This window comes from Pseudomonas sp. PS01299, assembly GCF_029960145.1.
GTDB classification, from domain to species: Bacteria; Pseudomonadota; Gammaproteobacteria; order Pseudomonadales; family Pseudomonadaceae; genus Aquipseudomonas; species Aquipseudomonas putida_A.
Genome location: NZ_JASCPO010000081.1, coordinates 1 through 24,513, shown reverse-complemented (window position 1 = coordinate 24,513; position 24,513 = coordinate 1). Strand labels below are relative to the sequence as shown.

Below are 24,513 nucleotides of genomic sequence, written 5' to 3'. Positions count from 1 at the left end.
GGGCTTGCTCGCGAAGGCGTCCTGTCAGTAAAGACTTATTTGGCTGACACACTGCTTTCGCGAGCAAGCCCGCTCCCACAATGATTGCGGCGGGCCGTCTGGCATTGGGACAAGCCTGACAGGCGAAAAGTCGTTACTATAAGCGCCTCTTTGCCTGCCTTGCCATGGACACCATGACCGAGAACGACTATCTGATCGCCTGGGGCCTCTACGCCTTTGCCGCTGTGGGCTGCCTGTTGGTATGGATGCGCCTGACCCGCTGGATGTGGCGCTGGCTGCGCGAGCCGCTGCGGGTGCTGATGGCAGTGTTGCTGTTCAGCCCGACCATCATTGACCCGGTGAAAGCCAAGGTTGCACCGTCGATCGCCATCACCGCGCTGGACCTGGCCTTCAAGGTCGGCAACAACGCCTGGCGGGCGATTTCCGATCTGTTCATGTACGGCATGATTGCGTTCGGCATCTACCTGATTTTCGTGCTGATCCGCTTCCCGATCGAACGCGCCTCGCGCGCCCGCCGCGAGCAGGCCGAGGCGGCCAAAGCGGCGGCGCGTGCCGATGATCGCGACGACGATCAGCCGTTCGGCGCTGCCGGTGATGACCGTTACGGTCGCCCGCCATTGCCGAACAATCCGCAGCGCATGCGCGTCGAGCCGCGCCTGTAATCACGAGAGTCAGCACATGTGTGAACTACTGGGCATGAGTGCCAACGTGCCGACCGATATCGTGTTCAGCTTCACCGGCCTGATGCAGCGCGGCGGGCGTACCGGCCCGCACCGCGACGGCTGGGGTATCGCCTTCTATGAAGGCCGCGGCTTGCGTCTGTTTCAGGATCCGGCCGCGAGCAGTGAGTCGGAAGTCGCCAACCTGGTGCAGCGCTATCCGATCAAGAGCGAAGTGGTCATCGGCCACATTCGTCAGGCCAACGTCGGCAAGGTCTGCCTGTCCAACACTCACCCGTTTGTGCGCGAACTGTGGGGGCGCAACTGGTGTTTTGCGCACAACGGCCAGCTCGCCGATTTCACCCCGATCAAGAGTTTCTACCGCCCGGTGGGCGATACCGACAGCGAAGCGGCGTTCTGCGATTTGCTCAACCGCGTGCGTGCAGCATTCCCGGAACCGGTCGATATAGAAGTGCTGCTGCCGGATCTGGTCGCTGCATGTGCCGAATACCGCAGCAAAGGCGTGTTCAACTGCCTGCTCAGCGACGGCGACTGGCTGTTCTGCTATTGCTCGACCAAACTGGCACAGATCACCCGGCGCGCACCGTTCGGCCCGGCGCGGCTCAAGGATGTCGATGTGATCGTCGATTTCCAGGCGGAAACCACGCCCAACGACGTGGTCACGGTGATCGCCACCGAGCCTTTGACCGAAAACGAAACCTGGACCCGTTACGAACCGGGCCAATGGAGCCTGTGGCGACGCGGCGAATGCGTCAGCCAGGGCACGACCGAATAAAGGATCTCTCCCCGATGTTGCTCAGTTATCTACGGCTGGTGTTGTTTGCGGCGGGCCTGTTGATCGGTGTCCAGGTGCCGGGTTTCATCAACGATTACGCCAAACGCGTCGAAGCTCATCTGATCGAAGCGCAGACCGGTCTGCGCGGTTTTCAGGGCACCGCCGAGCAGTTCTTCAAGGGCGACTTGCAGGCGCTGGTCGCGCATTACCGCGCCAGTGATGACCCGGTATTTCGCAGCGATGCCGACAGCCTGAGCACCTTGCTCAACCGCCAGACAGCGCTGGATAAACAGTTCCAGGCGATGCAGGGCCCGTGGTACATCCGCTTCCTGCAAGTGGTGCTGGCCGCCGACCCGGACATTCGCAAGGAAACCTGGAACGGCTACAGCTACCAGATCCTGCTGACTCCGGAAGCGATGATCTGGGGCATGAGCGGCGCGTTGTTGCTGTCGTTCGGCATCGAGTGCCTGATTCGTCTGATTGACTGGGTGGTGCTCGGCGGCCGGCGTTTGCGCCAGAGCCGGCCGATTGAAGACCGCGACGTGCGCGGCTTGTAAGGCTGGCCAAATTCCGTGGCGAGGGGATTTATCCTCGATGGGGCGCGAAGCGGCCCTCAATGGTGTGTCAGATCAACCTGATTGCTCAGGTTTCAGGACTGCTGCGCAGCCCATCGGGGATAAATCCCCTCACCACAGGTGTGATTACTGAGTGAGGGTGATGTAGTTTTCACCGACCTTGCGCGCATACCCCGCCAGCACCTGCTGACACAACGTCACCATCTCCTCGACCCACTCCACGCCAACTCGCCACGACACCACCACCTGCAGATTCGGCGGTCGCAGGTCGATGTCGAGCAAGGTCAGTTCACCCCGCGCCAGTTCCTCGGCCACCAGCACCGGCGGCAGCACGCCGATGCCAAAACCATCACGCAACAGCCGGGTGATCGCCGACACCGAATTCACGCAGTTCAGGCGCGGCGCCAACACACCGTTGGCCTGCATCAATGCCAGCAGATCCTGATGCGGTCGGGAGTTCTTCGAGTAGGTGATGATCCGCTCCTGCGCGAGTTCGCCGAGGTCAGCGTACTCGCGGTTGTAGATCGAATTGCTCGCAACGATCCAGCCCAGCGGATGGCTGGCCAGCTCAAGGCTGCGCACACTTTCGTGGCGCACCAGATCGGTTTGCAGAATGATGTCGAGAAAGCCTTTTTGCAGCTGATCGCAGAGGTTCAGCGAGGTATCCGCCACCAGCTCGATTTCCACCCGCGGATACAGATCGGTCATCTGCGCCACCAACGGGCTGAGCCAGGTGTGGATCACCGTGTCCATTACGCCGATGCGCACCCGCCCGACCTTGCTCGAACGGGTTTCGATCGATTGCTTGAGCGCCGACATGGTGTCGAGCATCTGCTCGGCATAATCCAGCACTTTCAGGCCTTCGGGCGTCAGGCTGACGCCGCGTGAATCGCGCAGAAACAGCTTCACCCCCAGCTCGCCTTCGAGCACCGCGATGCGGCTGGAAATCGACGCCTGGGTAGTGAACAGCTTGTCGGCGGTCAGGCGAAAACTCTTCAGCCGGGCGACCCAGACAAAGGTCTCGAGAAACTTCAGGTTCATGGCAACGGCTCGGGTGACAAATTTTTCTTATGCCTAAGGCGGGTTTTTATTCGTTGGACGCAGCAGGGCCGGGCGACGAAAAATCGGCGCATCCGGTTCCCACGATAGGCGTCGTCGGAACTTCGAACAAGACCAATAAAAGCCTGCGGAGACTTGCCATGCGTGCGCCCGACACCCTCGACCTCCCCAAGAACACGGCCCGCCCCGGACCGTTCGACTGGTATCGCAACATCAATCAGCAAGAGCGTCGCACCTTCTGGAGCTGCAAGATCGGCTATGGCCTGGACGGCATGGACACGCAGATGCTCAGCTTCGTGGTGCCGACCCTGATCGCCATGTGGGGCATCACCACCGGACAGGCCGGGCTGATTCACACCAGCACCCTGATCGCTTCGGCCATTGGTGGCTGGGTGGCGGGGATTCTCTCCGACCGCATCGGCCGCGTGCGCACCCTGCAACTGACGGTGCTGTGGTTCGCTTTCTTCACGTTCCTCTGCGGTTTCGCGCAGAACTACGAACAGCTGCTGATCGCCCGCACCCTGATGGGCTTCGGTTTTGGCGGCGAATGGACGGCCGGCGCGGTGCTGATCGGTGAAGTGATCCGCGCCAAGGATCGCGGCAAAGCGGTGGGCATGGTGCAGAGCGGTTGGGCCTTGGGCTGGGGATTGACGGCGATTCTCTATGCGCTGCTGTTCTCGGTGTTGCCGCCGGAAGATGCCTGGCGTGCGCTGTTCATTCTCGGCATCGTCCCGGCAATTTTCGTGATCTTCGTGCGGCGGCTCGTGAAAGACCCGGAAATCTATCGCGAAGCCAAGGCGGCGCAAACTCCGCAGAATCCGGCGAAGTTCTACGAGATCTTTGCCCCCGGCATGCTGTTCACCACGTTCCGTGCTTCCTTGCTGACCACCGGTGCGCTCGGCGGTTACTACGCAATCACCTCGTGGCTGCCGACCTTCCTCAAGAATGAACGCGGCTTGAGTGTGCTCGGCACTGGCGGGTATCTGGCGATGGTGATTGTCGGCTCCTACGTCGGCTATGTGATCAGCGCTTATCTGACCGATCTGCTGGGACGTAAAAAGAACTTCATCCTGTTTGCGGTCGGTTCGTTCACCATCGTCTTGCTGTACACGCAGATGCCGGTCAGCAACGGCGTGATGCTGTGGCTGGGCTTTCCGCTGGGCTTCTTTGCCTCGGGGATTTTCAGCGGCATGGGCGCGTTTCTCACCGAGCTGTTTCCAACGCGGATTCGTGGCTCGGGGCAGGGCTTCTGCTACAACATCGGTCGGGCGCTGGCGGCATTGTTTCCGCTGTTGATTGGTTTGCTGAGTCAGAAAGTCCCGTTGAGCGTGGGCATCGGTGCGTTTGCTGCGGTGTCCTACGGCGTGGTGATTCTCGCCGCATTGAGCCTGCCGGAGACCCGTGGCAAGCAACTGGATGCGCAGTAACTGATAACCTGCCGGGCAAGCGTCCTACAGATAAAAAGACCAGAAGCTACAGGAGTGTTCACCGTGAGCCGCCTGCTATTGAATTGTGATATCGGCGAGAGTTTCGGCAGCTGGACCATGGGTCTGGACGCCGAGGTCATGCCCTTCATCGACTGCGCCAACGTGGCCTGCGGTTTCCATGCCGGTGACCCGAGCATCATGCGCAAGACCGTCAGCCTGGCCCTGAGTCACGGCGTGCAGATCGGCGCGCACCCGGCCTATCAGGATCTGGTCGGTTTCGGCCGGCGTTCCATGGCCTATTCCGCGCAAGAGCTGCAAGACATCCTGCATTACCAGATCGGCGCGCTCGACGGCATCTGCAAGGCGCAGGGCGGGCGAGTCAGTTACGTCAAACCCCACGGCGCGATGTACAACGACATGATGGCCAACCCGGTGCAATTGCGGGCGGTGATTCAGGCCGTTGCCGCCTACGATCGCAGCTTGCCGTTGATGCTGATGGCCACCCGCGACAATTCAGCGGCGCAGCAACTCGGTGACGAATACGGCGTGACCCTGTGGTTCGAAGCCTTCGCCGACCGCGCCTACGACAGTGCAGGTCGACTGGTTTCGCGGCAACTGCCGGGCGCACTGCATCACGATCCAGAAAAAATTATCGAACAGGCCCTGACCATCGCCCGTGGCGGTGACCTCGTCGCCAGCGACGGCAGCGCATTGCAGTTGCAGGCCAACACCTTGTGCGTGCATGGCGACAACGCCAGTTCGGTGGCCGCCGTGCAGCGCATTCGCGAGGCCCTGAATCAGCAGAGCGCGCCATGAACCCAAGGATTGAAGTGGTGGCCCTCGACTGCCTGATGCTACGCCTGTTCGATGAAATTGCCGAATCCAACATGCCGTGGATGCTCGCCGCCAGTGAGCGCTTGCGCGCGGTGTTTGCCGCGCAGTTGATCGACTTGGTGCCGTCCTATACCACGTTGATGGTGCATTACGACCTGACTGCGTTGAGCCCGAGTCAGGCCCGTAAATTGATCGCTGAAGCCTTGATCGACCTGTCGCCGAATGCGCGCACCGGCGGCCAGTGCCATGTGTTGCCGGTCTGGTACGACCTGAGTGTCGGCCCCGAACTGAGCCTGCTGGCGCAGCGCAGCGGGTTGGCGGTGGAGGAGGTGATCCGCCGCCACAGCGCTCGCGAATACCAGGTGTTCGCCCTTGGCTTTGCGCCGGGGTTTGCCTTTATGGGGCTGGTGGAAGAGGTGCTGGCAGCGCCACGTCTGGACACCCCGCGCAAAAAAGTTGCGGTCGGCAGCGTCGGCATCGCCGAACGGCAGACCGCGGCTTATCCGGTGGTGTCCCCTGGCGGCTGGAACCTGATCGGCCGCACCCCGGCGAAACTGTTCGACCGCCATCGCGACGGCTACAGCCTGATGCAACCCGGCGACACCGTGCGTTTCGAAGCGGTGAGCCACGCCGAGTTCATTAACCTGGGCGGCGATGACACGCCACTGGAGGCGCTGGCATGAGCCGACTGACGATTGAAGCCAGCACGCCGCTGTGTTTGTTGCAGGACGCCGGGCGTTTTGGCGTGCGCCATTTGGGCGTGACCCAGGGCGGTGCCGCGGATTGGAGTTCGATGTGTTGGGGCAATTGGTTGCTCGGCAATGCGCTGGATCTGCCGGTGATCGAAATCACCCTCGGCGGGTTTGCCGTGGTGGCGCAGGAAGATTGCCTGCTGGCGCTGGCCGGCGCTGATCTTGGTGCGCAGATCGATGGGCAGGCGCTGGCGCCGTGGCGCAGTTTCAAACTGGGCAAAGGGCAAACATTGAAGTTTACCCAACCGCTGCTCGGCGCCCGGGCTTATCTGGCGGCGCCCGGTGGTTTCGATGCGCCGCAGGTGCTGGGCAGCAGTGCCACGGTGGTACGCGAAGAACTCGGTGGTCTTGATGGTATGGGGTTACCGCTGACCAAGGGCGCGACGTTGAGTTATCGCGGTGCGGTTCTGCAGGTGCGTGAAGTGCCGCTGGCGCATCGACCTGATCTGCGCCTCAACGCGCCGCTGGATCTGGTGCTTGGCGCACAGATCGGCCAGTTCAGCGGACAGAGTCTGTTCGATGTGTTCAACAGTCCGTGGACGCTGGACAGTCGCGCTGATCGCATGGGCATTCGGTTGCTGGGCAAGGCGTTGCAGTATCAGGGCCGGCCGATGATTTCCGAAGGCATTCCGCTGGGTGCGGTGCAGGTGCCGCCGGATGGACAGCCGATTGTGCTGCTCAATGATCGGCAGACGATTGGTGGCTATCCACGTTTGGGGGCGTTGACGCCGTTGGCGCTGGCGCGACTGGCGCAGTGTCTGCCGGGGGCGCAGGTGCGGTTGAGGCCGGTGTTGCAGGACGTGGCGCACCGGGAGCATTTCGAGTATTTGCAGCGCTTTCGAAATAGCTGAGAGCTTCGCGAGCAAGCCCGCTCCCACAGGGGAATGCATTCCAAATGTGGGAGCGGGCTTGCTCGCGAAGGGGCCATCACGGCTAACGAAGATTATTTCGACAGAAACCGCATCCCTTCCTCAAGCCCACGCAACGTCAGCGGATACATCTGATCCTCGATCAAATCGCGCACGATATTGGTCGACGAGGTGTAGCCCCAGGTGTCCTTCGGATAAGGATTGATCCAGATAAGCTTCTTGTACTTCTCCATGAAGCGCTGCATCCACAGGTAGCCCGGCTCTTCGTTCCAGTGCTCGACGCTGCCGCCGGCCTGGGTAATTTCGTAGGGCGCCATGGCGGCGTCGCCGATGAAGATCACTTTGTAGTCGGCGCCATACTTGTGCAGCAAATCCTGAGTCGAGAACCGCTCGGAAGTGCGGCGCATGTTGTTCTTCCACACCGACTCATAAATGAAGTTGTGGAAGTAGAAGTACTCCAGATGCTTGAACTCGGTCTTGCAGGCCGAGAACAGTTCCTCGCAGATCTTCACGTGAGCGTCCATCGAACCGCCGATGTCAAACAGCAGCAGCAGCTTCACCGTATTGCGCCGCTCCGGGCGCATCTGGATATTCAGCAGGCCGGCGTCCTTGGCGGTGTGGTCGATGGTGCCGTCGATGTCCAGCTCTTCAGCCGCACCCTGACGGGCGAATTTGCGCAGGCGACGCAGGGCGACCTTGATGTTGCGCGTGCCCAGTTCCACCGAATCGTCGAGGTTCTTGTACTCGCGCTGATCCCAGACCTTGACCGCTTTGCCCTGACGCTTGCCGGCGTCGCCGACCCGAATGCCTTCCGGGTTGAAGCCGCCGGAACCGAACGGGCTGGTGCCGCCGGTGCCGATCCATTTGTTGCCGCCGGCATGGCGTTCCTTCTGTTCTTCCAGACGCTTCTTGAACTCTTCAATCAGCTTGTCGAGACCACCCAGGGACTGGATCTGCGCGCGTTCCTCATCAGTCAGCGAACGCTCGAATTCCTTGCGCAACCAGTCTTCGGGAATCAGCGCCTGCAAGTGATCGTCGAGCTTTTCCAGGCCATTGAAGTAGGCGCCGAACGCACGGTCGAACTTGTCGAAATGCCGTTCGTCCTTGACCAGAATCGCCCGCGACAAGTAGTAGAACTCGTCCATGTCGGCGAAGGTCACGCGCTGTTTCAGCGCGTTGATCAGGTCGAGCAGCTCGCGCACCGACACCGGCACCTTGGCGGCACGCATTTCATTGAACAGGTTGAGCAACATGGCATCAGCCTCTTAGCGAGAACCGCGACGGCTCATGAACGCCAGGCGCTCAAGCAACTGCACGTCCTGTTCGTTCTTCACCAGCGCACCGGCCAATGGCGGAATGGCCTTGGTCGGATCGCGCTCGCGCAGCACCGCTTCGCCGATGTTGTCGGCCATCAACAGCTTCAGCCAGTCGACCAATTCGGAGGTCGACGGCTTCTTCTTCAGGCCCGGCACCTTGCGCACGTCGAAGAACACGTCCAGCGCTTCGCTGACCAGATCCTTCTTGATGTCCGGGTAGTGCACGTCGACGATTTTCTGCAGAGTGTTACGGTCGGGGAAGGCGATGTAGTGGAAGAAGCAGCGGCGCAGGAAGGCGTCCGGCAGCTCTTTCTCGTTGTTCGAGGTAATGATGATGATCGGGCGCTTCTTGGCCTTGATGGTCTCGTCGATCTCGTAAACGTAGAACTCCATCTTGTCGAGTTCTTGCAGCAAGTCGTTGGGGAACTCGATGTCGGCCTTGTCGATTTCGTCGATCAGCAGAATCACCCGTTCTTCGGACTCGAAAGCCTCCCAGAGCTTGCCCTTCTTCAGGTAGTTGCGCACGTCGTGGACTTTTTCGTTGCCCAGTTGCGAGTCGCGCAGACGGCTAACCGCATCGTACTCGTACAGGCCCTGATGGGCCTTGGTGGTGGACTTGATGTGCCAGGTGATCAGCTTGGCGCCGAACGATTCGGCCAACTGCTCAGCGAGCATGGTCTTGCCGGTGCCGGGTTCGCCCTTGACCAGCAGTGGCCGCTCCAGGGTGATGGCGGCATTGACCGCCAGCTTCAGGTCATCGGTGGCGACGTAGGCCTGGGTGCCTTCGAACTTCATCTGCTAATCCTCGAACGGTAACGCCGACCTGCACGGGCAGGGCGGGGGCGAAAAAATCGGATGCCCCGACTATAACGCGCACCCCGGTCGACTGTGAACGCAGACGGCTTATTCAGTCTCTGAATGGGGCGTCACATGTTGACTCGGTTTCGGCCAGAGGCCAGTATTCAGGTATCGCCGATTTGGCGATAGCCTGTCGGGCATGACGACTAAATACCGATTTCGCGACAAATACCGCATTCAGTTACGTGAGAAGGATCACCCGCCACCCCATGTCCACTTGATCGGTGGCGGAGTGGACGTGATGCTGAGCCTTGAAACCGTCGAAGTCATGACGGGCAAGGCACCGCCGCTGATTATCAAGGAAGCGCTGGCTTGGGTTGCGGCTCATCAAGTGCAACTGCTGGAGGACTGGAAACGATGTTACCCATGAAAAGGCCTCGTCTGACGGCTGTGCAGGCACTGTCAGGTTTTCGATTGAAACTGACCTTTATTGATGGTCAGGATCTGACCCTTGACCTGAGCCGAGACATCCACGCTTATCCAGGTCTGCAACCATTGCTTGATCCCGAAGTGTTTGCGGCTGCGACCCTTGACGACAATGGCTGGACGGTCGAATGGCTTGAGCCCGATATACAGATTGGCGCAGACACGCTTTATATGGATGCGCTGGCCCAAAACACTGTCGATGAAAACACTCGGATTTTCATCGATTGGCGTGCACGTACCGGACTCTCACTGAATCAGGCAGCCGAGGCGCTGGGTGTCAGTGCCCGCAGCATCAGCCGATACAGTAATGGGCGGGAGGCGGTGCCAAGGTCATTAGCCTTGGCTTGTCTTGGTTGGGACTCATTGCAGCAAAAGTCCACGCTGGCGGCTGAAGAATCTGGTCGATATGTCGTTAATCGTAAGAATTAGCCCGCATCCGGCTTCGGCCGCTCATACCGCGCATTGAAAGCCTGAATGAAGCCATTACGCAAAATCTGCAAAAACGCTTCGAACGCACTGATGTTTTGCTGATGCACGTTGCCACTGAGTTCGACCTTGGTGGCGAACTGATTCTTGGCCTGGTTCTTCAGCACGGTTTCCGTGCCGCCGACGATGGCCTCCCAGACTGAGCGGAAGATGCTCTTGTCCTTGTTCTCCACGTCCTGCTGCCAGTTGAACACTTCGACGTCGCGCAGCAGCGGTTTGATGTAGCCAGTGACCTGGGCTTTTTTCGCCTGGGCTTCGATGACCACGTCGCCGTGGCCGGCGTTGAAGTCGAACTTGCCGTAGGCCGAGGCGAAGTCGTTCATGCTCTTGAGTTCGATGTCGCGGGCGCGCAGGCGGAACTGGAAGTCCTCGAAATTGCTCAGCGGATCGAAAGTGGCCGTGGTTTCCAGTGGTGCGTGGCCGAGCAGCTTGGCCTTGCCTTCGAAGCGGGCATCGCGCTTGCCCTGTTTGTCGACCACGTTGGTCAGGTTGTAGATGCTCGCCTCGACGTTGCTGGCGTTCATGTTGACCGGCGGTTTGGAGTTGAAATTGCGGAAAGTGATCTTGCCGTCGTGGATCTGCACCTCGTCGAGAGTGATCGGCAGCAACTTGCCCAGTTGCGCCCGCCAGTCGGTGCCTTTACCAGTCTGCGAGTTCTGCTTGTTGGGGCCGCCATCGACGAAGTTGATCTCGGGATTGAAGAATTGCACCTGCGCCACCACGGCATGGTCGTACCACAGCGAATGCCAGTTGACCGCCAGATCGATCACGGGCGCGTTGACGAACGGCACCGGCACCTTGCCGTCGACCTTGACGATCTTCAGGCCGTTGATCCGGTAGGCGCCGCGCCACAGGGCCAGATCGACGTCGGTGACCTGGCCGCGGTAGTCACCCATGTCGGCCAGTTTGCCGTTCAGGTAATCGCGCACCACGTAGGGCAGGGCGATGTGCAGGGCGATCAGCAGCACAACGACGACGGCAAAAATCCCTATTGGCCAGCTATAACGACGCTTCATGGCAACAATTCCCGAACGATGTAAGCGATTGACTGTGGCGCGGCGCAGACGTTCGACCCGACTGGACTGCGCCCGGCAACAGGCATACCTTGGAACGCTGAATTCAACGCTGCATAAGGACCCAGCCATGAGCCGTATTTTCGCTGACAACGCCCATTCCATCGGCAACACGCCGCTGGTGCAGATCAACCGCATCGCGCCGCGCGGCGTGACCATCCTGGCCAAGATCGAGGGGCGCAACCCCGGTTATTCGGTCAAGTGCCGGATCGGCGCGAACATGATCTGGGACGCCGAAAGCAGCGGCAAACTCAAGCCGGGCGTGACCATCGTCGAACCGACGTCGGGCAATACCGGCATCGGTCTGGCCTTCGTTGCCGCCGCCCGTGGTTACAAATTGATGCTGACCATGCCGGCATCAATGAGCATCGAGCGGCGCAAGGTGCTCAAGGCCCTCGGCGCAGAGCTGGTCCTGACCGAACCGGCCAAGGGCATGAAAGGCGCGATCGAGAAGGCTGCCGAAATTGTTGCCAGCGACACTGGCAAATACTTCATGCCGTCGCAGTTCGATAACCCGGCCAACCCGGCGATCCACGAAAAAACCACCGGCCCGGAAATCTGGAACGACACCGATGGCGCCGTCGATGTGCTGGTGGCTGGCGTCGGGACCGGCGGAACCATCACCGGCGTTTCGCGGTATATCAAGAATACCCAGGGCAAACCGATTCTGTCGGTGGCAGTGGAGCCGGTGTCTTCGCCGGTCATCAGCCAGGCGCTGGCGGGTGAAGAGATCAAGCCGAGCCCACACAAGATTCAGGGGATTGGCGCGGGTTTCGTGCCGAAGAACCTCGATCTGTCGATGGTCGACCGGGTGGAGCAGGTCACTGACGACGAGTCCAAGGCCATGGCGCTGCGCCTGATGCAGGAAGAAGGGATTTTGTGCGGTATCTCTTGCGGCGCGGCCATGGCCGTAGCGGTGCGCCTGGCCGAGAAACCGGACATGCAGGGCAAGACCATCGTGGTGATTTTGCCGGACTCCGGTGAGCGCTATCTGTCGAGCATGCTGTTCAGCGATCTGTTCACCGAGCAGGAGAATCAGCAGTAGTCGAATTGACTCAGATCAGCCAGGGTTCAGGATCGTTATGCTAATAAATGCTTTGTTGCGCAATTCTTAACACTGAATCTTGGGTTCAGCGGGTTTTTCCCGAGGCCGGTAGTGTTTATCATGGCCGGCTGCCATGCCGGGTAATGGGCATTGCGCAGCGTTGTCTTTATTCAAGGAGTCGTTGATGACCTTTTCGTTAGCCGCCAAGGTGTTGGTGTTGCTGCTGTTTGTGGGCAGCATCCTCTATGTGCATTTGCGCGGCAAGGCGCGTCTGCCGGTACTGCGTCAGTTCGTCAACCACTCGGCGCTGTTCGCCCCGTACAACGCGCTGATGTACCTGTTCTCCGGCGTTCCCTCCAAACCGTATCTGGATCGCAGCAAGTTTCCGGAGCTGGATGTGTTGCGCGATAACTGGGAAACCATTCGCGACGAAGCCATGCACCTGTTCGACGAGGGCTACATCCGCGCCGCCGAGAAGAACAATGACGCCGGTTTCGGCTCGTTCTTCAAGAAGGGCTGGAAACGTTTCTACCTCAAGTGGTACGACAAACCGCTGCCGTCGGCCGAAACCCTGTGCCCGAAGACCGTGGCGCTGGTCAGTGCGATCCCTAACGTCAAAGGCGCGATGTTCGCGCTGTTGCCGGGTGGCAGCCATCTGAACCCGCACCGTGACCCGTTTGCCGGCTCGCTGCGTTATCACTTGGGCCTGTCGACACCGAACTCCGACGATTGCCGGATCTTCGTTGATGGTCAGGTCTACGCCTGGCGTGACGGTGAAGACGTGATGTTCGATGAGACCTACGTGCACTGGGTCAAGAACGAGACCGAACAGACCCGCGTCATCCTGTTCTGCGATGTCGAACGCCCGCTGAGCAACCGCCTGATGACCCGCATCAATCGCGCCATCAGCGCCTGGCTGGGCCGCGCCACCGCGCCGCAGAACCTTGATGATGAACGTGTCGGCGGCATCAACCAGGCCTACGCCTGGAGCAAGAACTTCAGCGACCGGTTCAGCGGCGTGGTCAAACAGTGGAAACGCCGCAATCCCAAGGCCTACCGCATCCTGCGTCCGGTATTGGCAGTGGTAGTGTTGACGTTGCTGGGGTATTGGCTGTTTGGTTGAAGCCGGATGTTGAAATGAAAAAACCGCTCCTTGTGAGCGGTTTTTTATTGTCTGTGAGTCAGCGGCGCCCGGCGAGAACGTTGGGTTCGTCTTCAATGCCTGTAATCAGTAACTGCAGAAAGCGCTGCTGATTGGCTGATAGCCCGGATGACACAATCTTTTCTTCTGTTTTGATTGATCTTTTCTTAGCGGGGGATTTCTTGACTGATTTGCGCATGCTCCCTCCCTCATTGATCATTACTTGAACTGTTTTCACGATACTTTACTCTCCACTGCTAGGACAAGACGACCTTCCAAATCAAATTTGAAGCCGAGCTTTGTATAAACAGGAATTGCGCCCTGCATTGGCTCCTGGACTTCAATGAACTTGCTGCCGACTATTTGGGCGAACTCATCGATGACCATCATCGCCAAGGTCCCGATACGATTTTTCAGCGGGTGAGAATCTCCGGGTCGCCCTTCCAATCGTACGATTCGAATACGTTGGCGGCTTTTGTTCGGATTGACGAAGCACAGTCCGCAGAGCTGTTCTTCGAACCAGATCGCGATATCCAGGGACAGGGGTTCTCGTGATTTCCATGCGGCAACCTCTCGCCAGCAAAAAAGTGGATTCTCCCAGAGCTCGAACGCGCTCAGTGCTATGGCGTCGATGGGTTCGAAGCGTACTTTCGACAAGTCTTGCCGCGCTGGTAGCTGCAATAGAGCTTTGGCGATGCTTGCCTGTTTCCTGGCCTGCGACTTGTACAACTGATACCGCAAATTCGTCCGTTCCCTTGGCATGTGATCCCGAGCATTCCCTGTCTCCCCATCAATGGGCCTATCCGTTGCTCTTCAGCCTAATCACCTCGCGGCCAACTGTCCCTGCTGGCCCTTTGTCCAAATCATTGCAATCCATGTCCCACGCTGGTTATAGTCGGCGCTCGTGAATCATCTGATTCACTCTCCAAACCCTTCAAAAAAGATCAGCCCCAATGCCTGCATCCCTCATCAACGCGGTAGTCGATTCAGCGGTCAACGCTGGCGTCGTGCCGTGCGGGAATCAGCAGCCTGGGCAGATCAGTCATTACCCTCCACCTGTCAGTAGCACGCCGGTGTGCGCCGTCGTATCACCGCCGGGCGTTGGCGTTTCGGGCTGATCGGCATTCTCTGCTGACCCCTGCGCTCGCCAGAAAACCTACTGAATTTCAGCCTCGGCTGAGTTGGCTGTTTGCCTGACTACAGGTGGTATTCATGTTTGTCCTTTCGAAAAAATCCGCGCTCGCGGCGACGTCCACGAGCCTGTTCGTTCTACTGTGGAGCAGCGGGGCAATCTTCTCCAAATGGGGCCTGGCCCATGCGTCACCCTTTGCCTTTCTGCTGATGCGCTTTGTGATCGCGCTGTGCGGGCTGTTGCTGTTGACGCCGCTGCTCAAGTTGAAGCTGCCCAAGGGCGGTCGGCCGATGCTGTTTGCGATTGCAACGGGCGTGGTGTTGTTGGGGGCGTATCAGATTTTCTATCTGCTGGCCCTGAACACCAGAGTCACGCCGGGGGTGATGGCGACCATCATGGGCGTACAGCCGATCCTCACTGTCGTGTTGATAGAGCGGCAGCGCTCGGCGAGCCGGATGTTCGGCCTCGCGCTGGGGCTGGCCGGGCTGATCATGGTGGTTTATCAGGGGATCGGACTGGCGGGGATGTCCTGGGCAGGGATGCTGTTCGGTCTGTTGGCGCTGGCGAGCATGACGGTGGGCTCGATCATGCAGAAGCGCATCACCGACAATCCCCTCGGCACATTGCCGGTGCAGTATCTGGCCGGGCTGTTGTTGTGCGGGATATTTGTGCCATTTCAGCCGTTCCACTTTGAACAGAGCACGGGTTTCATCGTGCCGGTGTTGTGGATGGGACTGGTGGTGTCGGTGTTGGCGACACTGTTGCTCTATCGCCTGATCGCCCGGGGCAATCTGGTGAATGTCACCAGTCTGTTCTATCTGGTACCGGCGGTGACGGCGGTGATGGATTACCTGATTTTCGGCAATCGTCTGGCGGCGTTGAGTGTGCTGGGGATGCTGTTGATCATCGTCGGGCTGGCGTTTGTGTTCCGTAAAACTGCTTGAAAACCTTCAGGCCAACCCGGGCATTTTCAGTGTCTGGGCCGGCCTCTTCGCGAGCAAGCCCGCTCCCACCATTGGAATGCATTCCTCCTGTGGGAGCGGGCTTGCTCGCGAAGACTGACTTGTTAACGCCGCAAATCAGCGGACGGTTACGGCAGCGGGCTTCACCACCGCCGGCTTCAACACCAGCCACAACGCCAGCGCAATCAACACCCCGCCATACAGGTGCGCCATCGACAGCGGTTCATCCAGCAACAATGCGCCCCACAACACGCCGAACGCCGGAATCATGAAGGTCACGGTCATCGATTTGACCGGGCCGATGGAGCTGAGCAGGCGGAAATAGATGATGTAGGCGAACGCCGTGCAGCCCAGACCCAGGCCCAGCAGCGACAGCCAGACATTCCACCCACCCCAGCTTGCCGGAGGGGCGGTGATCACGCTGTAGCCGAACAGTGGCAACAGAAACAGCGAGGCGCCGAGCATGCTGCCCACGGCCGAGAGACGACTGTCGAGCCCGCCGCTGTGATCCAGCCAGCGCCGCGTGAGGAACCCGGCGAAGCCGTAGCAAGTGGTAGCGAGCAGGCAGGCGAGGGCGCCCATCAGCAATTGCAGATCGAACGCGACCGGACCTGCGCGCGTCAGCACGCCGACACCGAACAAGCCGAGAAACACTCCGGTCAGTTTCGCGACAGTGAGTTTTTCGCTGAAAAACAGCCCGCCAATCAACACGCCCATCAACGGCGTGGTGGCGTTGAAGATTGCCGAGTAACCGGCCGGCAACACTTGCGCCGCCACCGAATACAACGTCGCCGGAATCCCCGAGTTGATAACGCCCAGCAACATCACCGTTTTCAGTTTGCCCTTGAAATCCCAGCTGATGCGCATCAGCCCGAGAATCACCAGCAGACCGACGGCAGCAATCGACACCCGAAAGAACGCGGTCGGAATGGTGCCGATCACCGGCGCAATAATGCGCATGAACAGGAAGCTCGCGCCCCAGATGGCTGCCAGCGACAGCATGCGGAAAATATCGACAGCGCTCACGGTGGCACTCCTTCCTTGATCGGGACGAGAGTGTTGCCGAGCGCTTTGTCGATGGCAACCGTCAATCGGGCATTTAATTTTTCATTCAGAGCACGAAGCGCGTCACCAGGCCGTTGAGGTCGATCGCCAGGCGCGACAGTTCCTGACTGGCAGCGGAGGTCTGGGTAGCGCCGGCGGCGGTCTGGGTCGAGAGATCGCGGATGGTCACCAGATTCTGATCAACCTCGCGCGCGACCAGCGCTTGCTGCTCGGCCGCGCTGGCGATCACCAGGTTGCGCTGGTTGATCTGCGAGATCGACGCGGTGATTTTCTCCAGTGCCTGACCGGCACTGTTGGCCCGGCGCAACGTGTGGCTGGCTTGCTCGGCACTGCTTTGCAGCGCGCCGACGGTGGCGCCGGTGCCTTGCTGGATGCTGCTGATCATCAGCTCGATTTCTTCGGTGGAGTTCTGCGTGCGTTGCGCCAGCGAACGCACTTCATCGGCGACCACCGCAAAACCGCGTCCGGCCTCACCCGCGCGCGCCGCTTCGATGGCGGCGTTGAGCGCCAGCAGGTTGGTTTGCCCGGCGATGCCGCGAATCACCTCCAGCACCTTGCTGATGTCCTGAGCCTGAGTGGCGAGGCCTTCGGCCTGCTCCGACGCACCGAGCACCGCGCTGACCAGTTCCTGAATCGAGCTGATGGTCTCGCTGACCTGCACATGCCCGTGTTTGCTGTCCTCGTTCGAGGCTTCGGATGCCTCGGCGCTGGACACTGCGTTGGCCGCAACTTCATCCACCGCCGTGCTCATCTCGGTGACGGCGGTGGCGGCCTGTTCGATCTGATCGTTCTGCTGTTGCAGGCCACGGGTGCTTTGCTCCATCACCGAGCTCATTTCTTCGGCGGCGGAGGCCAGTTGCTGCGCCGATTCGCTGATGCCACGGATGGTCGAGCGCAGGTTGTTCTGCATCTCGGCGAGGGCGCTGAGCAACTGCGCCGCCTCATCGCTACCGTGATCGGCAATCTGGCCGCTGAGGTCGCCGGCGGCAATTTTTTGCGCGACGGACAGGGCTTGATTGATCGGTGCGGTGATGCTGCGGGTCAGCAGCCAGGCCAGCAGCAGGGTGGCGATCAGGGCGATAACGATGATGCTCGCGACAATCCACAGCGCCTGCTGATAAACCCCGGCAGCAGCTTCGGCGGCGCTGTCGGCGCCTTGCTGGTTGACGCTGATCATCTGCTCCAGCGCCTTGTCGAGGATCCGGCCCTGTGGCGCCAGTTCATTGTTCAGACGGGCATAGGCCTGTTCACTTTGCCCGGCGTCGATCTGAGCGATGATCTGGTCCAGGATGCTCATGTACTTGGCGACGTCGCCATTCAAACCGTCGAGCATCGCCCGTTCCGCATCGCTGGCCAGTAGAGCGGTGTGGTCCTTCAGGCGCTTCGACAATTCTTCGCGTTGCACCTTGATGAGGCCTTTGCTTGTGTCGCGTACCGCCGGCTGGGTGCTGGTGATCAGGCGCAGGGATTCGAGGCGGATGTTGGCGATGTTCGCCGCCGCATCGTGAATGCTCTCGATGCTGGGCATCCACGATTCCTCGATCACCGTTGCGCTCTCACGCAGATTTTTCATCTGGCCCAGGCCGAACAGGCCGACCACCACCAGCAGGGCGGCCAATACGGCAAAACTCAAACTGGCGCGCAAACCGATGCGCAGATTGCGGATAGACATCAATGTGCTCCTTGATCTATGAGGAAGAGGTCGTCCTCGTGGGCGAGGATCTTGTTGTGAGGCGGGTGCTGGCAGGCTGTATATCAAAGTGCCACTATTTTGGTAAGACCAATCTGTGAGCAGTTCATCTCTATCATCGAAAGGCAGGAACGCAGCGGTAAACCGCGAGCCAGAGCGGTGGGGCAGGGATTGGATCCGAATCACAGGGAATTCGCGGGCTGGCGCGGGGCGGCAGGCGAGACTGAGAGGGCGGTTAATTGACCGAACGGTCGACTCAAAAAACTTTGATAAAAACTGTGTCGCTGTACAACCCTGCCGCGCTTTTGGCAGAAATTGCACTTCTCCTGCGCATGCATCCGTGGCTAAGCTCAGGCACAGATTTCCACTTGCACGCCGAGGTCTCATCTATGCCGCAGCAATGGCCAGCCACCGACATCGCCCGCATGATCCTCGATGGCTTTGACGATTACCGCGAGCATTTCCGGCGGATCACCGACGGTGCGCGCGAGCGCTTCGAGCAGGCGCGCTGGCAGGAGACGCAGACCGCGTCGGCGGCGCGGATCAATCTCTACGAAGAAAAGGTCGGCGAAACCATCGCCCGCCTGCGCGAGCATTTCGACGACGAGACGCTGATGAATGTCGGCAGTTGGCCGTTGGTGAAAAGTGCTTACATCAGTGTCATCGACCTGCGCTTCGACGATGAGCTGTCCGAGACCTGGTACAACTCGATCTTCTGCGGGCTGTTCAGCCACGACCTGATCAGCGATGGCTGCATGTTCATCCACACCACCCGGCCGAGCCTGCGCCGCGCCCGTGCTGCGCAAACCCGCACCTACAAGCCGCAGGGCCAGTTGTCATCGATGCTCGCCAGCATCTTTGCCGACTACCGCTTCAGCGAGGATTACGCTGATCTGCCCGGCGACCTGCAGCGCCTCGAGTCGCAACTGCGCGAGAATTTGCCGGACTGGGTGTGCAAGGATCCGGAGCTGAGCGTGGAGCTGTTTTCCTCGGTGCTGTACCGAAACAAGGGCGCGTATCTGGTCGGGCGCATCTACACCCGCGACGAGCAGTGGCCGCTGGTGATTCCATTGCTGCACCGCGAGGGCCGCGGGATTCAGATCGATGCGCTGATCACCGACGAAGCCGATGTGTCGATCATCTTCTCCTTCACCCGTTCGTATTTCATGGTCGATGTGCCGGTGCCGGCGGAGTTCATCGGCTTCCTGCGGCGCATCCTGCCGGGTAAGCACATCGCCGAGCTGTACACCTCGATCGGCTTCTACAAGCACGGCAAATCCGAGTTCTACCGGGCGCTGATCAATCACCTGGCCAACACCGACGACCAGTTCATCATGGCCCCCGGTGTGCGCGGCATGGTCATGAGCGTGTTTACCCTGCCGGGCTTCAACACCGTATTCAAGATCATCAAGGACCGTTTCTCGCCGTCGAAAAACGTCGACCGGGCGACGGTGATCGAAAAATACCGTCTGGTGAAAAGTGTCGACCGGGTCGGGCGCATGGCCGATACCCAGGAGTTCGCCGACTTCCGTTTTCCGCTGAGCAAGTTCGATCCGGCGTGCCTGGAAGAACTGCTGGAAGTCGCGCCGTCGACGGTCTCGGTCGAAGGCGACACGGTGCTGATCCGCCACTGCTGGACCGAGCGCCGCATGACCCCGCTCAACCTCTATCTGGACAACGCCAATGAAGCGCAGGTGCGCGAGGCGCTGGAGGACTACGGCCTGGCGATCAAGCAACTGGCGGCGGCCAACATCTTTCCCGGCGACATGTTGCTGAAGAACTTCGGCGTCACTCGTCACGGCCGAGTGGTGTTCTACGACTACGACGAGATCTGCTTCCTGACCGAAGCCAACTTCCGCCACATCCCCGCGCCGCGCACCCCCGAGGACGAAATGGCTTCCGAACCGTGGTACTCGATCGGGCCGCTGGATGTGTTCCCGGAAGAGTTTCCGCCTTTCCTGTTCGCCGATGCCGGGCAGCGCAAATTGTTCGATCAACTGCATGGCGAGTTGTATAACGCCGATTACTGGAAGGGTTTGCAAGAGGCGATTCGCGCCGGCAAAGTCATCGACGTCTTCCCTTACCGCCGCAAAGGTCTGGATAACGAATGACTCCCAGGTAAACACATTGTGGCGAGGGGATTTATCCCCGATGGGGTGCGAAGCCCCCCCAAAAACCATTCAACTCAGACGCTTCAGAGCGACTTTCATATCCAGTCGGCGACTGCTGCGCAGCCGATCGGGGATAAATCCCCTCGCCACAAGAGCACCTCGCAGTCGTGTTCAGTGATGCAAATCTGCGACAATCGCCCCCCTGCATAAACAGACGACCGAATTGCGTACCCGATGACCGACGAATCGCCCTCCATCGACAAACTGCTGAAAAACCTCGATCACGCCATGCTCGCCGACCGTCACCGGCTGCGGCGGCAGTTGCTCGAGCTGCGCAAGAAACCCGACGAGGCCAAACTGGCCCAGTGGGTGGCGCGCATGCAGGCGTCCTGTGATCAGGTGCTGGCGCGCCGTGCCAGCCTGCCAGTGATTCGTTACGACGACAGCCTGCCGATCGCCGCCAAGCGCGACGAAATCAAGGCAGCGCTGGAGAAGCATCAGGTGCTGATCATCGCTGGCGAAACCGGCTCGGGGAAAACCACCCAGTTGCCGAAAATCTGTCTGGAAATCGGTCGTGGTCAGCATGGCTTGATCGGCCACACCCAGCCACGCCGAATCGCTGCGCGCAGTGTCGCCAGCCGGGTGGCCGAAGAACTCGGCACACCGCTCGGTTCGCTGGTTGGCTATCAGGTGCGCTTCGAGGATCAGAGCGATGCCAACACCCTGATCAAACTGATGACTGACGGCATCCTGCTGGCGGAAACCCAGAACGACCGCTACCTCGAGCGCTACGACACGATCATCGTCGACGAAGCCCACGAGCGCAGCCTGAACATCGACTTCTTGCTCGGTTACCTGAAAACCCTGCTGCCGCGTCGTCCGGATCTGAAGGTCATCATCACCTCGGCGACCATCGATCTGGAGCGCTTCTCCAAGCATTTCGACGATGCGCCGATCGTCGAGGTGTCCGGGCGGACTTTCCCGGTGGACACCTGGTATCGCCCGCTGACCCTGGAGCAGGATGAAGAGGGCAACCGTGTCGAAGACGACCTGACCGTGGATCAGGCGATCCTCGCCACCCTCGACGAAATTGCCGCCTACGAGCGCAGCGAACGCCGCAGTCCCGGCGATGTGCTGGTGTTCCTGCCCGGCGAGCGCGAGATCCGCGATGCCGCCGACATGCTGCGCAAGGCCCAGCTCAAACACACGGAAATCCTGCCGCTGTACGCGCGCCTGTCGCCGGCCGAGCAGCAGCGGATTTTCCAGTCGCACCCGGGGCGGCGCGTGGTGCTGGCGACCAACGTTGCCGAGACCTCGCTGACCGTGCCGGGCATCCGTTACGTGATCGACAGCGGCACCGCGCGCATCAGTCGCTACAGCTACCGCGCCAAGGTCCAGCGTCTGCCGATCGAAGCGATTTCCCAGGCCAGCGCCAATCAGCGTAAGGGTCGTTGCGGCCGGGTCGAGCCGGGGATCTGCGTGCGCCTGTACAGCGAAGAAGACTTCCTCGGTCGCCCGGAATTCACCGATCCGGAAATTCTGCGTACCAACCTTGCTGCCGTGATCTTGCAGATGCTGCACCTGCGCCTCGGTGAGATCACCGCGTTCCCGTTCATCGAGCCGCCGGACGGCAAGGCGATCAGCGACGGTTTCAACCTGCTGCAAGAGCTCTCGGCGGTGGATCGCAACAGCCAGCTGACCCCGCTCGGTCGCCAGTTGGCGCGCTTGCCGGTCGACCCGCGCATGGGCCGCATGCTGCTGGAAGCGGCGAAGCTCGGCAGCTTGCAGGAAGTGCTGATCGTCGCCAGTGCGATGTCGATTCAGGATCCGCGCGAGCGTCCGCCGGAGCGTCAGCAAGCAGCCGATCAGGCCCACGCACAATGGAAAGACAGCGATTCGGACTTCGCCGGACTGGTTAATCTGTGGCGCGGTTTTGAAGAGCAGCGTCAGGTGCTGACCGCCAGTCCGCTGCGTAACTGGTGCCGGAAGAATTTCCTCAATTATCTGCGTCTGCGCGAGTGGCGTGACTCTCATCGCCAGTTGAGCCTGATCTGCCGCGACATGCAGTTGAGCCTCAATAAAGAGCCGGCGGATTACCCGAAACTGCACAAAGCGGTATTGGTCGGTCTGCTCAGCCAGATCGGCCAGAAAACCGAGGACGGCGATTACCTCGGTGCCCGTCAGCGGCGCTTCTGGATTCATCCGTCATCGGGCATTGGCAAGAAGCGTCCGCAGTGGCTGATGACCGCCGAACTGGTGGAAACCACCAAGCTCTACGCGCGCATGGTCGCCAAGATCGATGCCGACTGGATCGAGCCGCTGGCCGGGCACCTGATCAAGAAAAACCATTTCGAACCGCACTGGGAGAAGAAGCGCGGCCAGGTCGTGGCCTACGAGCAGATCACCCTGTTCGGGCTGATCGTGGTGGGTCGCCGCCCGGTGCATTACGGCCCGGTGGATCCGCTGGTCTCGCGTGAGCTGTTTATCCGCGAAGGTCTGGTGCGTGGCGAGATTCAGTCGAAAGCCAAGTGCCTGACCGCCAACAAGCAGTTGCTCGAACAGCTCGACGAGCTGGAAGCCAAGGCTCGGCGCCGCGACATTCTCGCTGACGAAGAAACCCTGTACGCGTTCTACGATGCGCGCTTGCCGGCGGAGATTCATCAGACCGCGACGTTCGACAGCTGGTATCGGGTCAACAGCCAGAAAGACCCGCAATTGCTGATCATGCGCGAAGAAGACGTGCTGGCCCGCGAGGCCAGTGAGGTCACCGCGCGCGACTACCCGGACACGCTGCACATCGGTGATCTGGAACTGGCGCTCAGTTATCACTTCGAACCCAATCACCCGCGCGACGGCGTGACCCTGCGCGTGCCGGCACCGCTGCTGCCGATGCTGCCACCGGAACGTCTGGAATGGCTGGTGCCGGGGCTGATCGAGGCCAAGTGCATTGCGCTGGTGCGCAATCTGCCGAAAGCCTTGCGCAAGAACTTCGTGCCGGTACCGGATTTCATCAAGGCGGCGTTGCAGCGCATGACCTTCGCTGAAGGCTCATTGCCGCAAGCGCTCGGTCGCGAGTTGCTGCGCATGACCGGTGCGCGCGTCAGCGATGAAGCATGGGCGGAAGCCGCGCAGCAGGTCGAAAGCCATCTGCGGATGAACCTGGAAATCGTCGACGGCCAGGGCAAGTTCCTCGGCGAGGGCCGCGACCTGGCCGAGCTGACCGCGCGTTTTGCCGAAGCCAGCCAGGCGGCTTTGGCCGTGCCGCAGAGTGCGAAAAGTCAGCAACCGGTGGAGGCCAAGGTCTTCGCCCCGGTGGCGGAAAAGACCCAGCAGAAGATTGCCGGATTGTCGATGACGGTCTATCCGGCGCTGGTCGAAGAGGGCGGCACGGTCAAGGAAGGGCGGTTCTCGACCCCGGCCGAAGCTGAGTTCCAGCATCGCCGCGCCTTGCAGCGGCTGCTGCTGCAGCAACTGGCGGAGCCGGCGAAGTTCCTGCGCAGCAAACTGCCGGGTATCACCGAGTTGGGCCTGCTCTATCGCGAGCTGGGCCGAGTGGATGCGCTGGTCGAAGACATTCTGCTGGCCAGCCTCGACAGCTGCATTCTGGAAGGCGAAGACCCGTTGCCCCGTGACGGCGCCGGGCTCGCCGCATTGGCGGAACGCAAACGCGGCAGTTGGACCGAACACGCCGAGCGCGTGGCAAGGCTGACGCTGGAGATCCTCAAACTGTGGCACAGCCTGCAAAAACGCTTCAAGGGCAAGATCGATCTGGCGCAGGCTGTGGCGCTGAATGACATCAAGCAGCAAATCAGCAATCTGGTGTATCCGGGTTTCGTCCGGGAAACACCGATGCAATGGCTCAAAGAGTTGCCGCGTTATCTGAAGGCGGTCGAGCAGCGTTTCGAGAAACTCGGTGCGCAAGTGCAGAAGGATCGCGTCTGGAGCGGTGAACTGGCCGGCCTCTGGGCGCAATATCAGACTCGCGCGGCCAAACATGCGCAGGAAGGCAAGCGTGATCCGCAGCTGGAGCTGTACCGCTGGTGGCTGGAGGAATACCGGGTGTCGCTGTTCGCCCAGCAACTGGGGACAAAAGCGCCGATCTCGGACAAACGGCTGAGCAAGCAATGGAGTCAGGTCGAGGCCTGACAGTGAGCCTTACACAATCCCTTGTAGGAGTGAGCCTGCTCGCGATTGCGGTGTGTCAGTCACCGTAATACTGACTGACACACCGCAATCG

At 60.3% G+C, this 24,513-nt stretch carries 22 protein-coding genes; 14 read left to right on the top strand and 8 right to left on the bottom strand.

The genetic code is table 11. The features are described 5' to 3' along the window. Window positions 1–164: 164 nt before the first annotated feature. Genes QMX91_RS16035 through QMX91_RS16025 form a run of 3 tightly spaced genes read left to right on the top strand, consistent with a single transcriptional unit; the run spans window position 165 to window position 2,012 of the window. A complete protein-coding gene (locus QMX91_RS16035) occupies window positions 165–662 on the top strand; it encodes an MFS transporter (protein ID WP_086791999.1) in 498 nt (165 codons plus the stop codon). A gap of 16 nt (window positions 663–678) precedes the next feature. Then, window positions 679–1,455, top strand: coding sequence for a class II glutamine amidotransferase (locus QMX91_RS16030; RefSeq protein WP_025110635.1), 777 nt, complete (start codon window positions 679–681; stop codon window positions 1,453–1,455). A 14-nt stretch (window positions 1,456–1,469) separates the two neighbouring features. Beyond that, window positions 1,470–2,012 (top strand): DUF2937 family protein, encoded by a 543-nt coding sequence (locus tag QMX91_RS16025; RefSeq protein ID WP_007969600.1) that lies wholly within the window; start codon window positions 1,470–1,472, stop codon window positions 2,010–2,012. A gap of 144 nt (window positions 2,013–2,156) precedes the next feature. On the opposite strand, the gene QMX91_RS16020 is transcribed toward QMX91_RS16025, so the two are convergent. Beyond that, window positions 2,157–3,071 carry a LysR family transcriptional regulator gene (locus QMX91_RS16020; RefSeq protein WP_098967696.1) on the bottom strand — a complete coding sequence of 305 codons (915 nt, stop codon included), beginning with the start codon at window positions 3,069–3,071 and terminating at the stop codon, window positions 2,157–2,159. A gap of 158 nt (window positions 3,072–3,229) precedes the next feature. On the opposite strand from QMX91_RS16020, the gene QMX91_RS16015 reads away from it, so the two are divergent. The 4 genes from QMX91_RS16015 (at window position 3,230) to QMX91_RS16000 (ending at window position 6,953) form a co-directional block, all read left to right on the top strand. Continuing rightward, window positions 3,230–4,516 (top strand): MFS transporter, encoded by a 1,287-nt coding sequence (locus QMX91_RS16015; RefSeq protein ID WP_096796615.1) that lies wholly within the window; start codon window positions 3,230–3,232, stop codon window positions 4,514–4,516. 63 nt (window positions 4,517–4,579) lie between these two features. After that, window positions 4,580–5,332: a 5-oxoprolinase subunit PxpA gene (locus QMX91_RS16010; RefSeq protein WP_098967699.1), complete on the top strand. Its 753-nt coding sequence runs from the start codon at window positions 4,580–4,582 to the stop codon at window positions 5,330–5,332. Next, window positions 5,329–6,033: an allophanate hydrolase subunit 1 gene (locus QMX91_RS16005; protein ID WP_210557886.1), complete on the top strand. Its 705-nt coding sequence runs from the start codon at window positions 5,329–5,331 to the stop codon at window positions 6,031–6,033. Before QMX91_RS16010 ends, QMX91_RS16005 begins: the two co-directional genes overlap by 4 nt. Next, the gene (locus tag QMX91_RS16000; RefSeq protein WP_223007639.1) at window positions 6,030–6,953 is read left to right on the top strand and encodes a biotin-dependent carboxyltransferase family protein; all 924 of its coding nucleotides are present in this window, start codon (window positions 6,030–6,032) and stop codon (window positions 6,951–6,953) included. Before QMX91_RS16005 ends, QMX91_RS16000 begins: the two co-directional genes overlap by 4 nt. 92 nt (window positions 6,954–7,045) lie before the next feature. On the opposite strand, the gene QMX91_RS15995 is transcribed toward QMX91_RS16000, so the two are convergent. Both QMX91_RS15995 and QMX91_RS15990 read right to left on the bottom strand, forming a co-directional pair. Then, window positions 7,046–8,224, bottom strand: a complete 1,179-nt coding sequence (locus tag QMX91_RS15995) for a VWA domain-containing protein (RefSeq protein ID WP_027614532.1) — start codon at window positions 8,222–8,224, stop codon at window positions 7,046–7,048. Between the two features lie 12 nt (window positions 8,225–8,236). Next, the gene (locus QMX91_RS15990; RefSeq protein WP_098967703.1) at window positions 8,237–9,082 is read right to left on the bottom strand and encodes a MoxR family ATPase; all 846 of its coding nucleotides are present in this window, start codon (window positions 9,080–9,082) and stop codon (window positions 8,237–8,239) included. 202 nt (window positions 9,083–9,284) lie between these two features. Between QMX91_RS15990 and QMX91_RS15985 the strand changes: the two genes are divergently transcribed. Continuing rightward, on the top strand, window positions 9,285–9,515 hold the full coding sequence (locus QMX91_RS15985) for a DUF4160 domain-containing protein (RefSeq protein WP_097086717.1): 231 nt from the start codon (window positions 9,285–9,287) through the stop codon (window positions 9,513–9,515). Continuing rightward, a complete protein-coding gene (locus QMX91_RS15980; RefSeq protein WP_041070304.1) occupies window positions 9,503–10,000 on the top strand; it encodes a helix-turn-helix domain-containing protein in 498 nt (165 codons plus the stop codon). The genes QMX91_RS15985 and QMX91_RS15980 overlap by 13 nt, the downstream gene beginning before the upstream one ends. Here the strand turns inward: QMX91_RS15980 and QMX91_RS15975 are convergent. After that, the gene (locus QMX91_RS15975) at window positions 9,997–11,073 is read right to left on the bottom strand and encodes a DUF748 domain-containing protein (protein WP_282413020.1); all 1,077 of its coding nucleotides are present in this window, start codon (window positions 11,071–11,073) and stop codon (window positions 9,997–9,999) included. The genes QMX91_RS15980 and QMX91_RS15975 overlap by 4 nt on opposite strands. A 127-nt stretch (window positions 11,074–11,200) precedes the next feature. On the opposite strand from QMX91_RS15975, the gene cysK reads away from it, so the two are divergent. Next, entirely contained in the window at window positions 11,201–12,175 is a 975-nt protein-coding gene (gene cysK, locus QMX91_RS15970; protein ID WP_282413019.1) for a cysteine synthase A, read from the top strand. A gap of 184 nt (window positions 12,176–12,359) precedes the next feature. Beyond that, window positions 12,360–13,298, top strand: a complete 939-nt coding sequence (locus QMX91_RS15965) for an aspartyl/asparaginyl beta-hydroxylase domain-containing protein (RefSeq protein ID WP_027614536.1) — start codon at window positions 12,360–12,362, stop codon at window positions 13,296–13,298. 58 nt (window positions 13,299–13,356) lie between these two features. Here the strand turns inward: QMX91_RS15965 and QMX91_RS15960 are convergent, their stop codons facing one another. Together QMX91_RS15960 and QMX91_RS15955 are read right to left on the bottom strand one after the other, a co-directional pair. Next, window positions 13,357–13,515: a hypothetical protein gene (locus QMX91_RS15960; RefSeq protein WP_167734099.1), complete on the bottom strand. Its 159-nt coding sequence runs from the start codon at window positions 13,513–13,515 to the stop codon at window positions 13,357–13,359. A gap of 35 nt (window positions 13,516–13,550) precedes the next feature. Further along, a complete protein-coding gene (locus tag QMX91_RS15955; protein WP_027614537.1) occupies window positions 13,551–14,078 on the bottom strand; it encodes an N-acetyltransferase in 528 nt (175 codons plus the stop codon). A gap of 450 nt (window positions 14,079–14,528) precedes the next feature. On the opposite strand from QMX91_RS15955, the gene QMX91_RS15950 reads away from it, so the two are divergent. Next, window positions 14,529–15,392: a DMT family transporter gene (locus tag QMX91_RS15950; protein ID WP_098967708.1), complete on the top strand. Its 864-nt coding sequence runs from the start codon at window positions 14,529–14,531 to the stop codon at window positions 15,390–15,392. A 135-nt stretch (window positions 15,393–15,527) separates the two neighbouring features. Here QMX91_RS15950 and QMX91_RS15945 read toward each other — a convergent pair whose 3' ends face one another. Both QMX91_RS15945 and QMX91_RS15940 read right to left on the bottom strand, forming a co-directional pair. Continuing rightward, window positions 15,528–16,436: a DMT family transporter gene (locus QMX91_RS15945; protein WP_098967709.1), complete on the bottom strand. Its 909-nt coding sequence runs from the start codon at window positions 16,434–16,436 to the stop codon at window positions 15,528–15,530. An 85-nt stretch (window positions 16,437–16,521) separates the two neighbouring features. Continuing rightward, on the bottom strand, window positions 16,522–18,147 hold the full coding sequence (locus tag QMX91_RS15940; protein ID WP_282413018.1) for a methyl-accepting chemotaxis protein: 1,626 nt from the start codon (window positions 18,145–18,147) through the stop codon (window positions 16,522–16,524). 407 nt (window positions 18,148–18,554) lie between these two features. Here QMX91_RS15940 and aceK point away from each other — a divergent pair, with 407 nt between their 5' ends. Both aceK and hrpA read left to right on the top strand, forming a co-directional pair. Further along, the gene (gene aceK / locus QMX91_RS15935; RefSeq protein ID WP_166497072.1) at window positions 18,555–20,276 is read left to right on the top strand and encodes a bifunctional isocitrate dehydrogenase kinase/phosphatase; all 1,722 of its coding nucleotides are present in this window, start codon (window positions 18,555–18,557) and stop codon (window positions 20,274–20,276) included. A 234-nt stretch (window positions 20,277–20,510) separates the two neighbouring features. After that, window positions 20,511–24,422, top strand: a complete 3,912-nt coding sequence (hrpA, locus tag QMX91_RS15930; RefSeq protein WP_282413017.1) for an ATP-dependent RNA helicase HrpA — start codon at window positions 20,511–20,513, stop codon at window positions 24,420–24,422. Window positions 24,423–24,513 lie beyond the last annotated feature (91 nt).

What these genes read in the sequence shown, in the direction of transcription:
- QMX91_RS16035 (WP_086791999.1), top strand. Translation starts at nt 165, where the DNA reads ATGGACACCATGACCGAGAACGACTATCTGATCGCCTGGGGCCTCTAC.
- QMX91_RS16030 (WP_025110635.1), top strand. Translation starts at nt 679, where the DNA reads ATGTGTGAACTACTGGGCATGAGTGCCAACGTGCCGACCGATATCGTG.
- QMX91_RS16025 (WP_007969600.1), top strand. Translation starts at nt 1,470, where the DNA reads ATGTTGCTCAGTTATCTACGGCTGGTGTTGTTTGCGGCGGGCCTGTTG.
- QMX91_RS16020 (WP_098967696.1), bottom strand. Translation starts at nt 3,071, where the DNA reads ATGAACCTGAAGTTTCTCGAGACCTTTGTCTGGGTCGCCCGGCTGAAG.
- QMX91_RS16015 (WP_096796615.1), top strand. Translation starts at nt 3,230, where the DNA reads ATGCGTGCGCCCGACACCCTCGACCTCCCCAAGAACACGGCCCGCCCC.
- QMX91_RS16005 (WP_210557886.1), top strand. Translation starts at nt 5,329, where the DNA reads ATGAACCCAAGGATTGAAGTGGTGGCCCTCGACTGCCTGATGCTACGC.
- QMX91_RS16000 (WP_223007639.1), top strand. Translation starts at nt 6,030, where the DNA reads ATGAGCCGACTGACGATTGAAGCCAGCACGCCGCTGTGTTTGTTGCAG.
- QMX91_RS15995 (WP_027614532.1), bottom strand. Translation starts at nt 8,224, where the DNA reads ATGTTGCTCAACCTGTTCAATGAAATGCGTGCCGCCAAGGTGCCGGTG.
- QMX91_RS15990 (WP_098967703.1), bottom strand. Translation starts at nt 9,082, where the DNA reads ATGAAGTTCGAAGGCACCCAGGCCTACGTCGCCACCGATGACCTGAAG.
- QMX91_RS15985 (WP_097086717.1), top strand. Translation starts at nt 9,285, where the DNA reads ATGACGACTAAATACCGATTTCGCGACAAATACCGCATTCAGTTACGT.
- QMX91_RS15980 (WP_041070304.1), top strand. Translation starts at nt 9,503, where the DNA reads ATGTTACCCATGAAAAGGCCTCGTCTGACGGCTGTGCAGGCACTGTCA.
- QMX91_RS15975 (WP_282413020.1), bottom strand. Translation starts at nt 11,073, where the DNA reads ATGAAGCGTCGTTATAGCTGGCCAATAGGGATTTTTGCCGTCGTCGTT.
- cysK (WP_282413019.1), top strand. Translation starts at nt 11,201, where the DNA reads ATGAGCCGTATTTTCGCTGACAACGCCCATTCCATCGGCAACACGCCG.
- QMX91_RS15965 (WP_027614536.1), top strand. Translation starts at nt 12,360, where the DNA reads ATGACCTTTTCGTTAGCCGCCAAGGTGTTGGTGTTGCTGCTGTTTGTG.
- QMX91_RS15960 (WP_167734099.1), bottom strand. Translation starts at nt 13,515, where the DNA reads ATGCGCAAATCAGTCAAGAAATCCCCCGCTAAGAAAAGATCAATCAAA.
- QMX91_RS15955 (WP_027614537.1), bottom strand. Translation starts at nt 14,078, where the DNA reads ATGCCAAGGGAACGGACGAATTTGCGGTATCAGTTGTACAAGTCGCAG.
- QMX91_RS15950 (WP_098967708.1), top strand. Translation starts at nt 14,529, where the DNA reads ATGTTTGTCCTTTCGAAAAAATCCGCGCTCGCGGCGACGTCCACGAGC.
- QMX91_RS15940 (WP_282413018.1), bottom strand. Translation starts at nt 18,147, where the DNA reads ATGTCTATCCGCAATCTGCGCATCGGTTTGCGCGCCAGTTTGAGTTTT.
- aceK (WP_166497072.1), top strand. Translation starts at nt 18,555, where the DNA reads ATGCCGCAGCAATGGCCAGCCACCGACATCGCCCGCATGATCCTCGAT.
- hrpA (WP_282413017.1), top strand. Translation starts at nt 20,511, where the DNA reads ATGACCGACGAATCGCCCTCCATCGACAAACTGCTGAAAAACCTCGAT.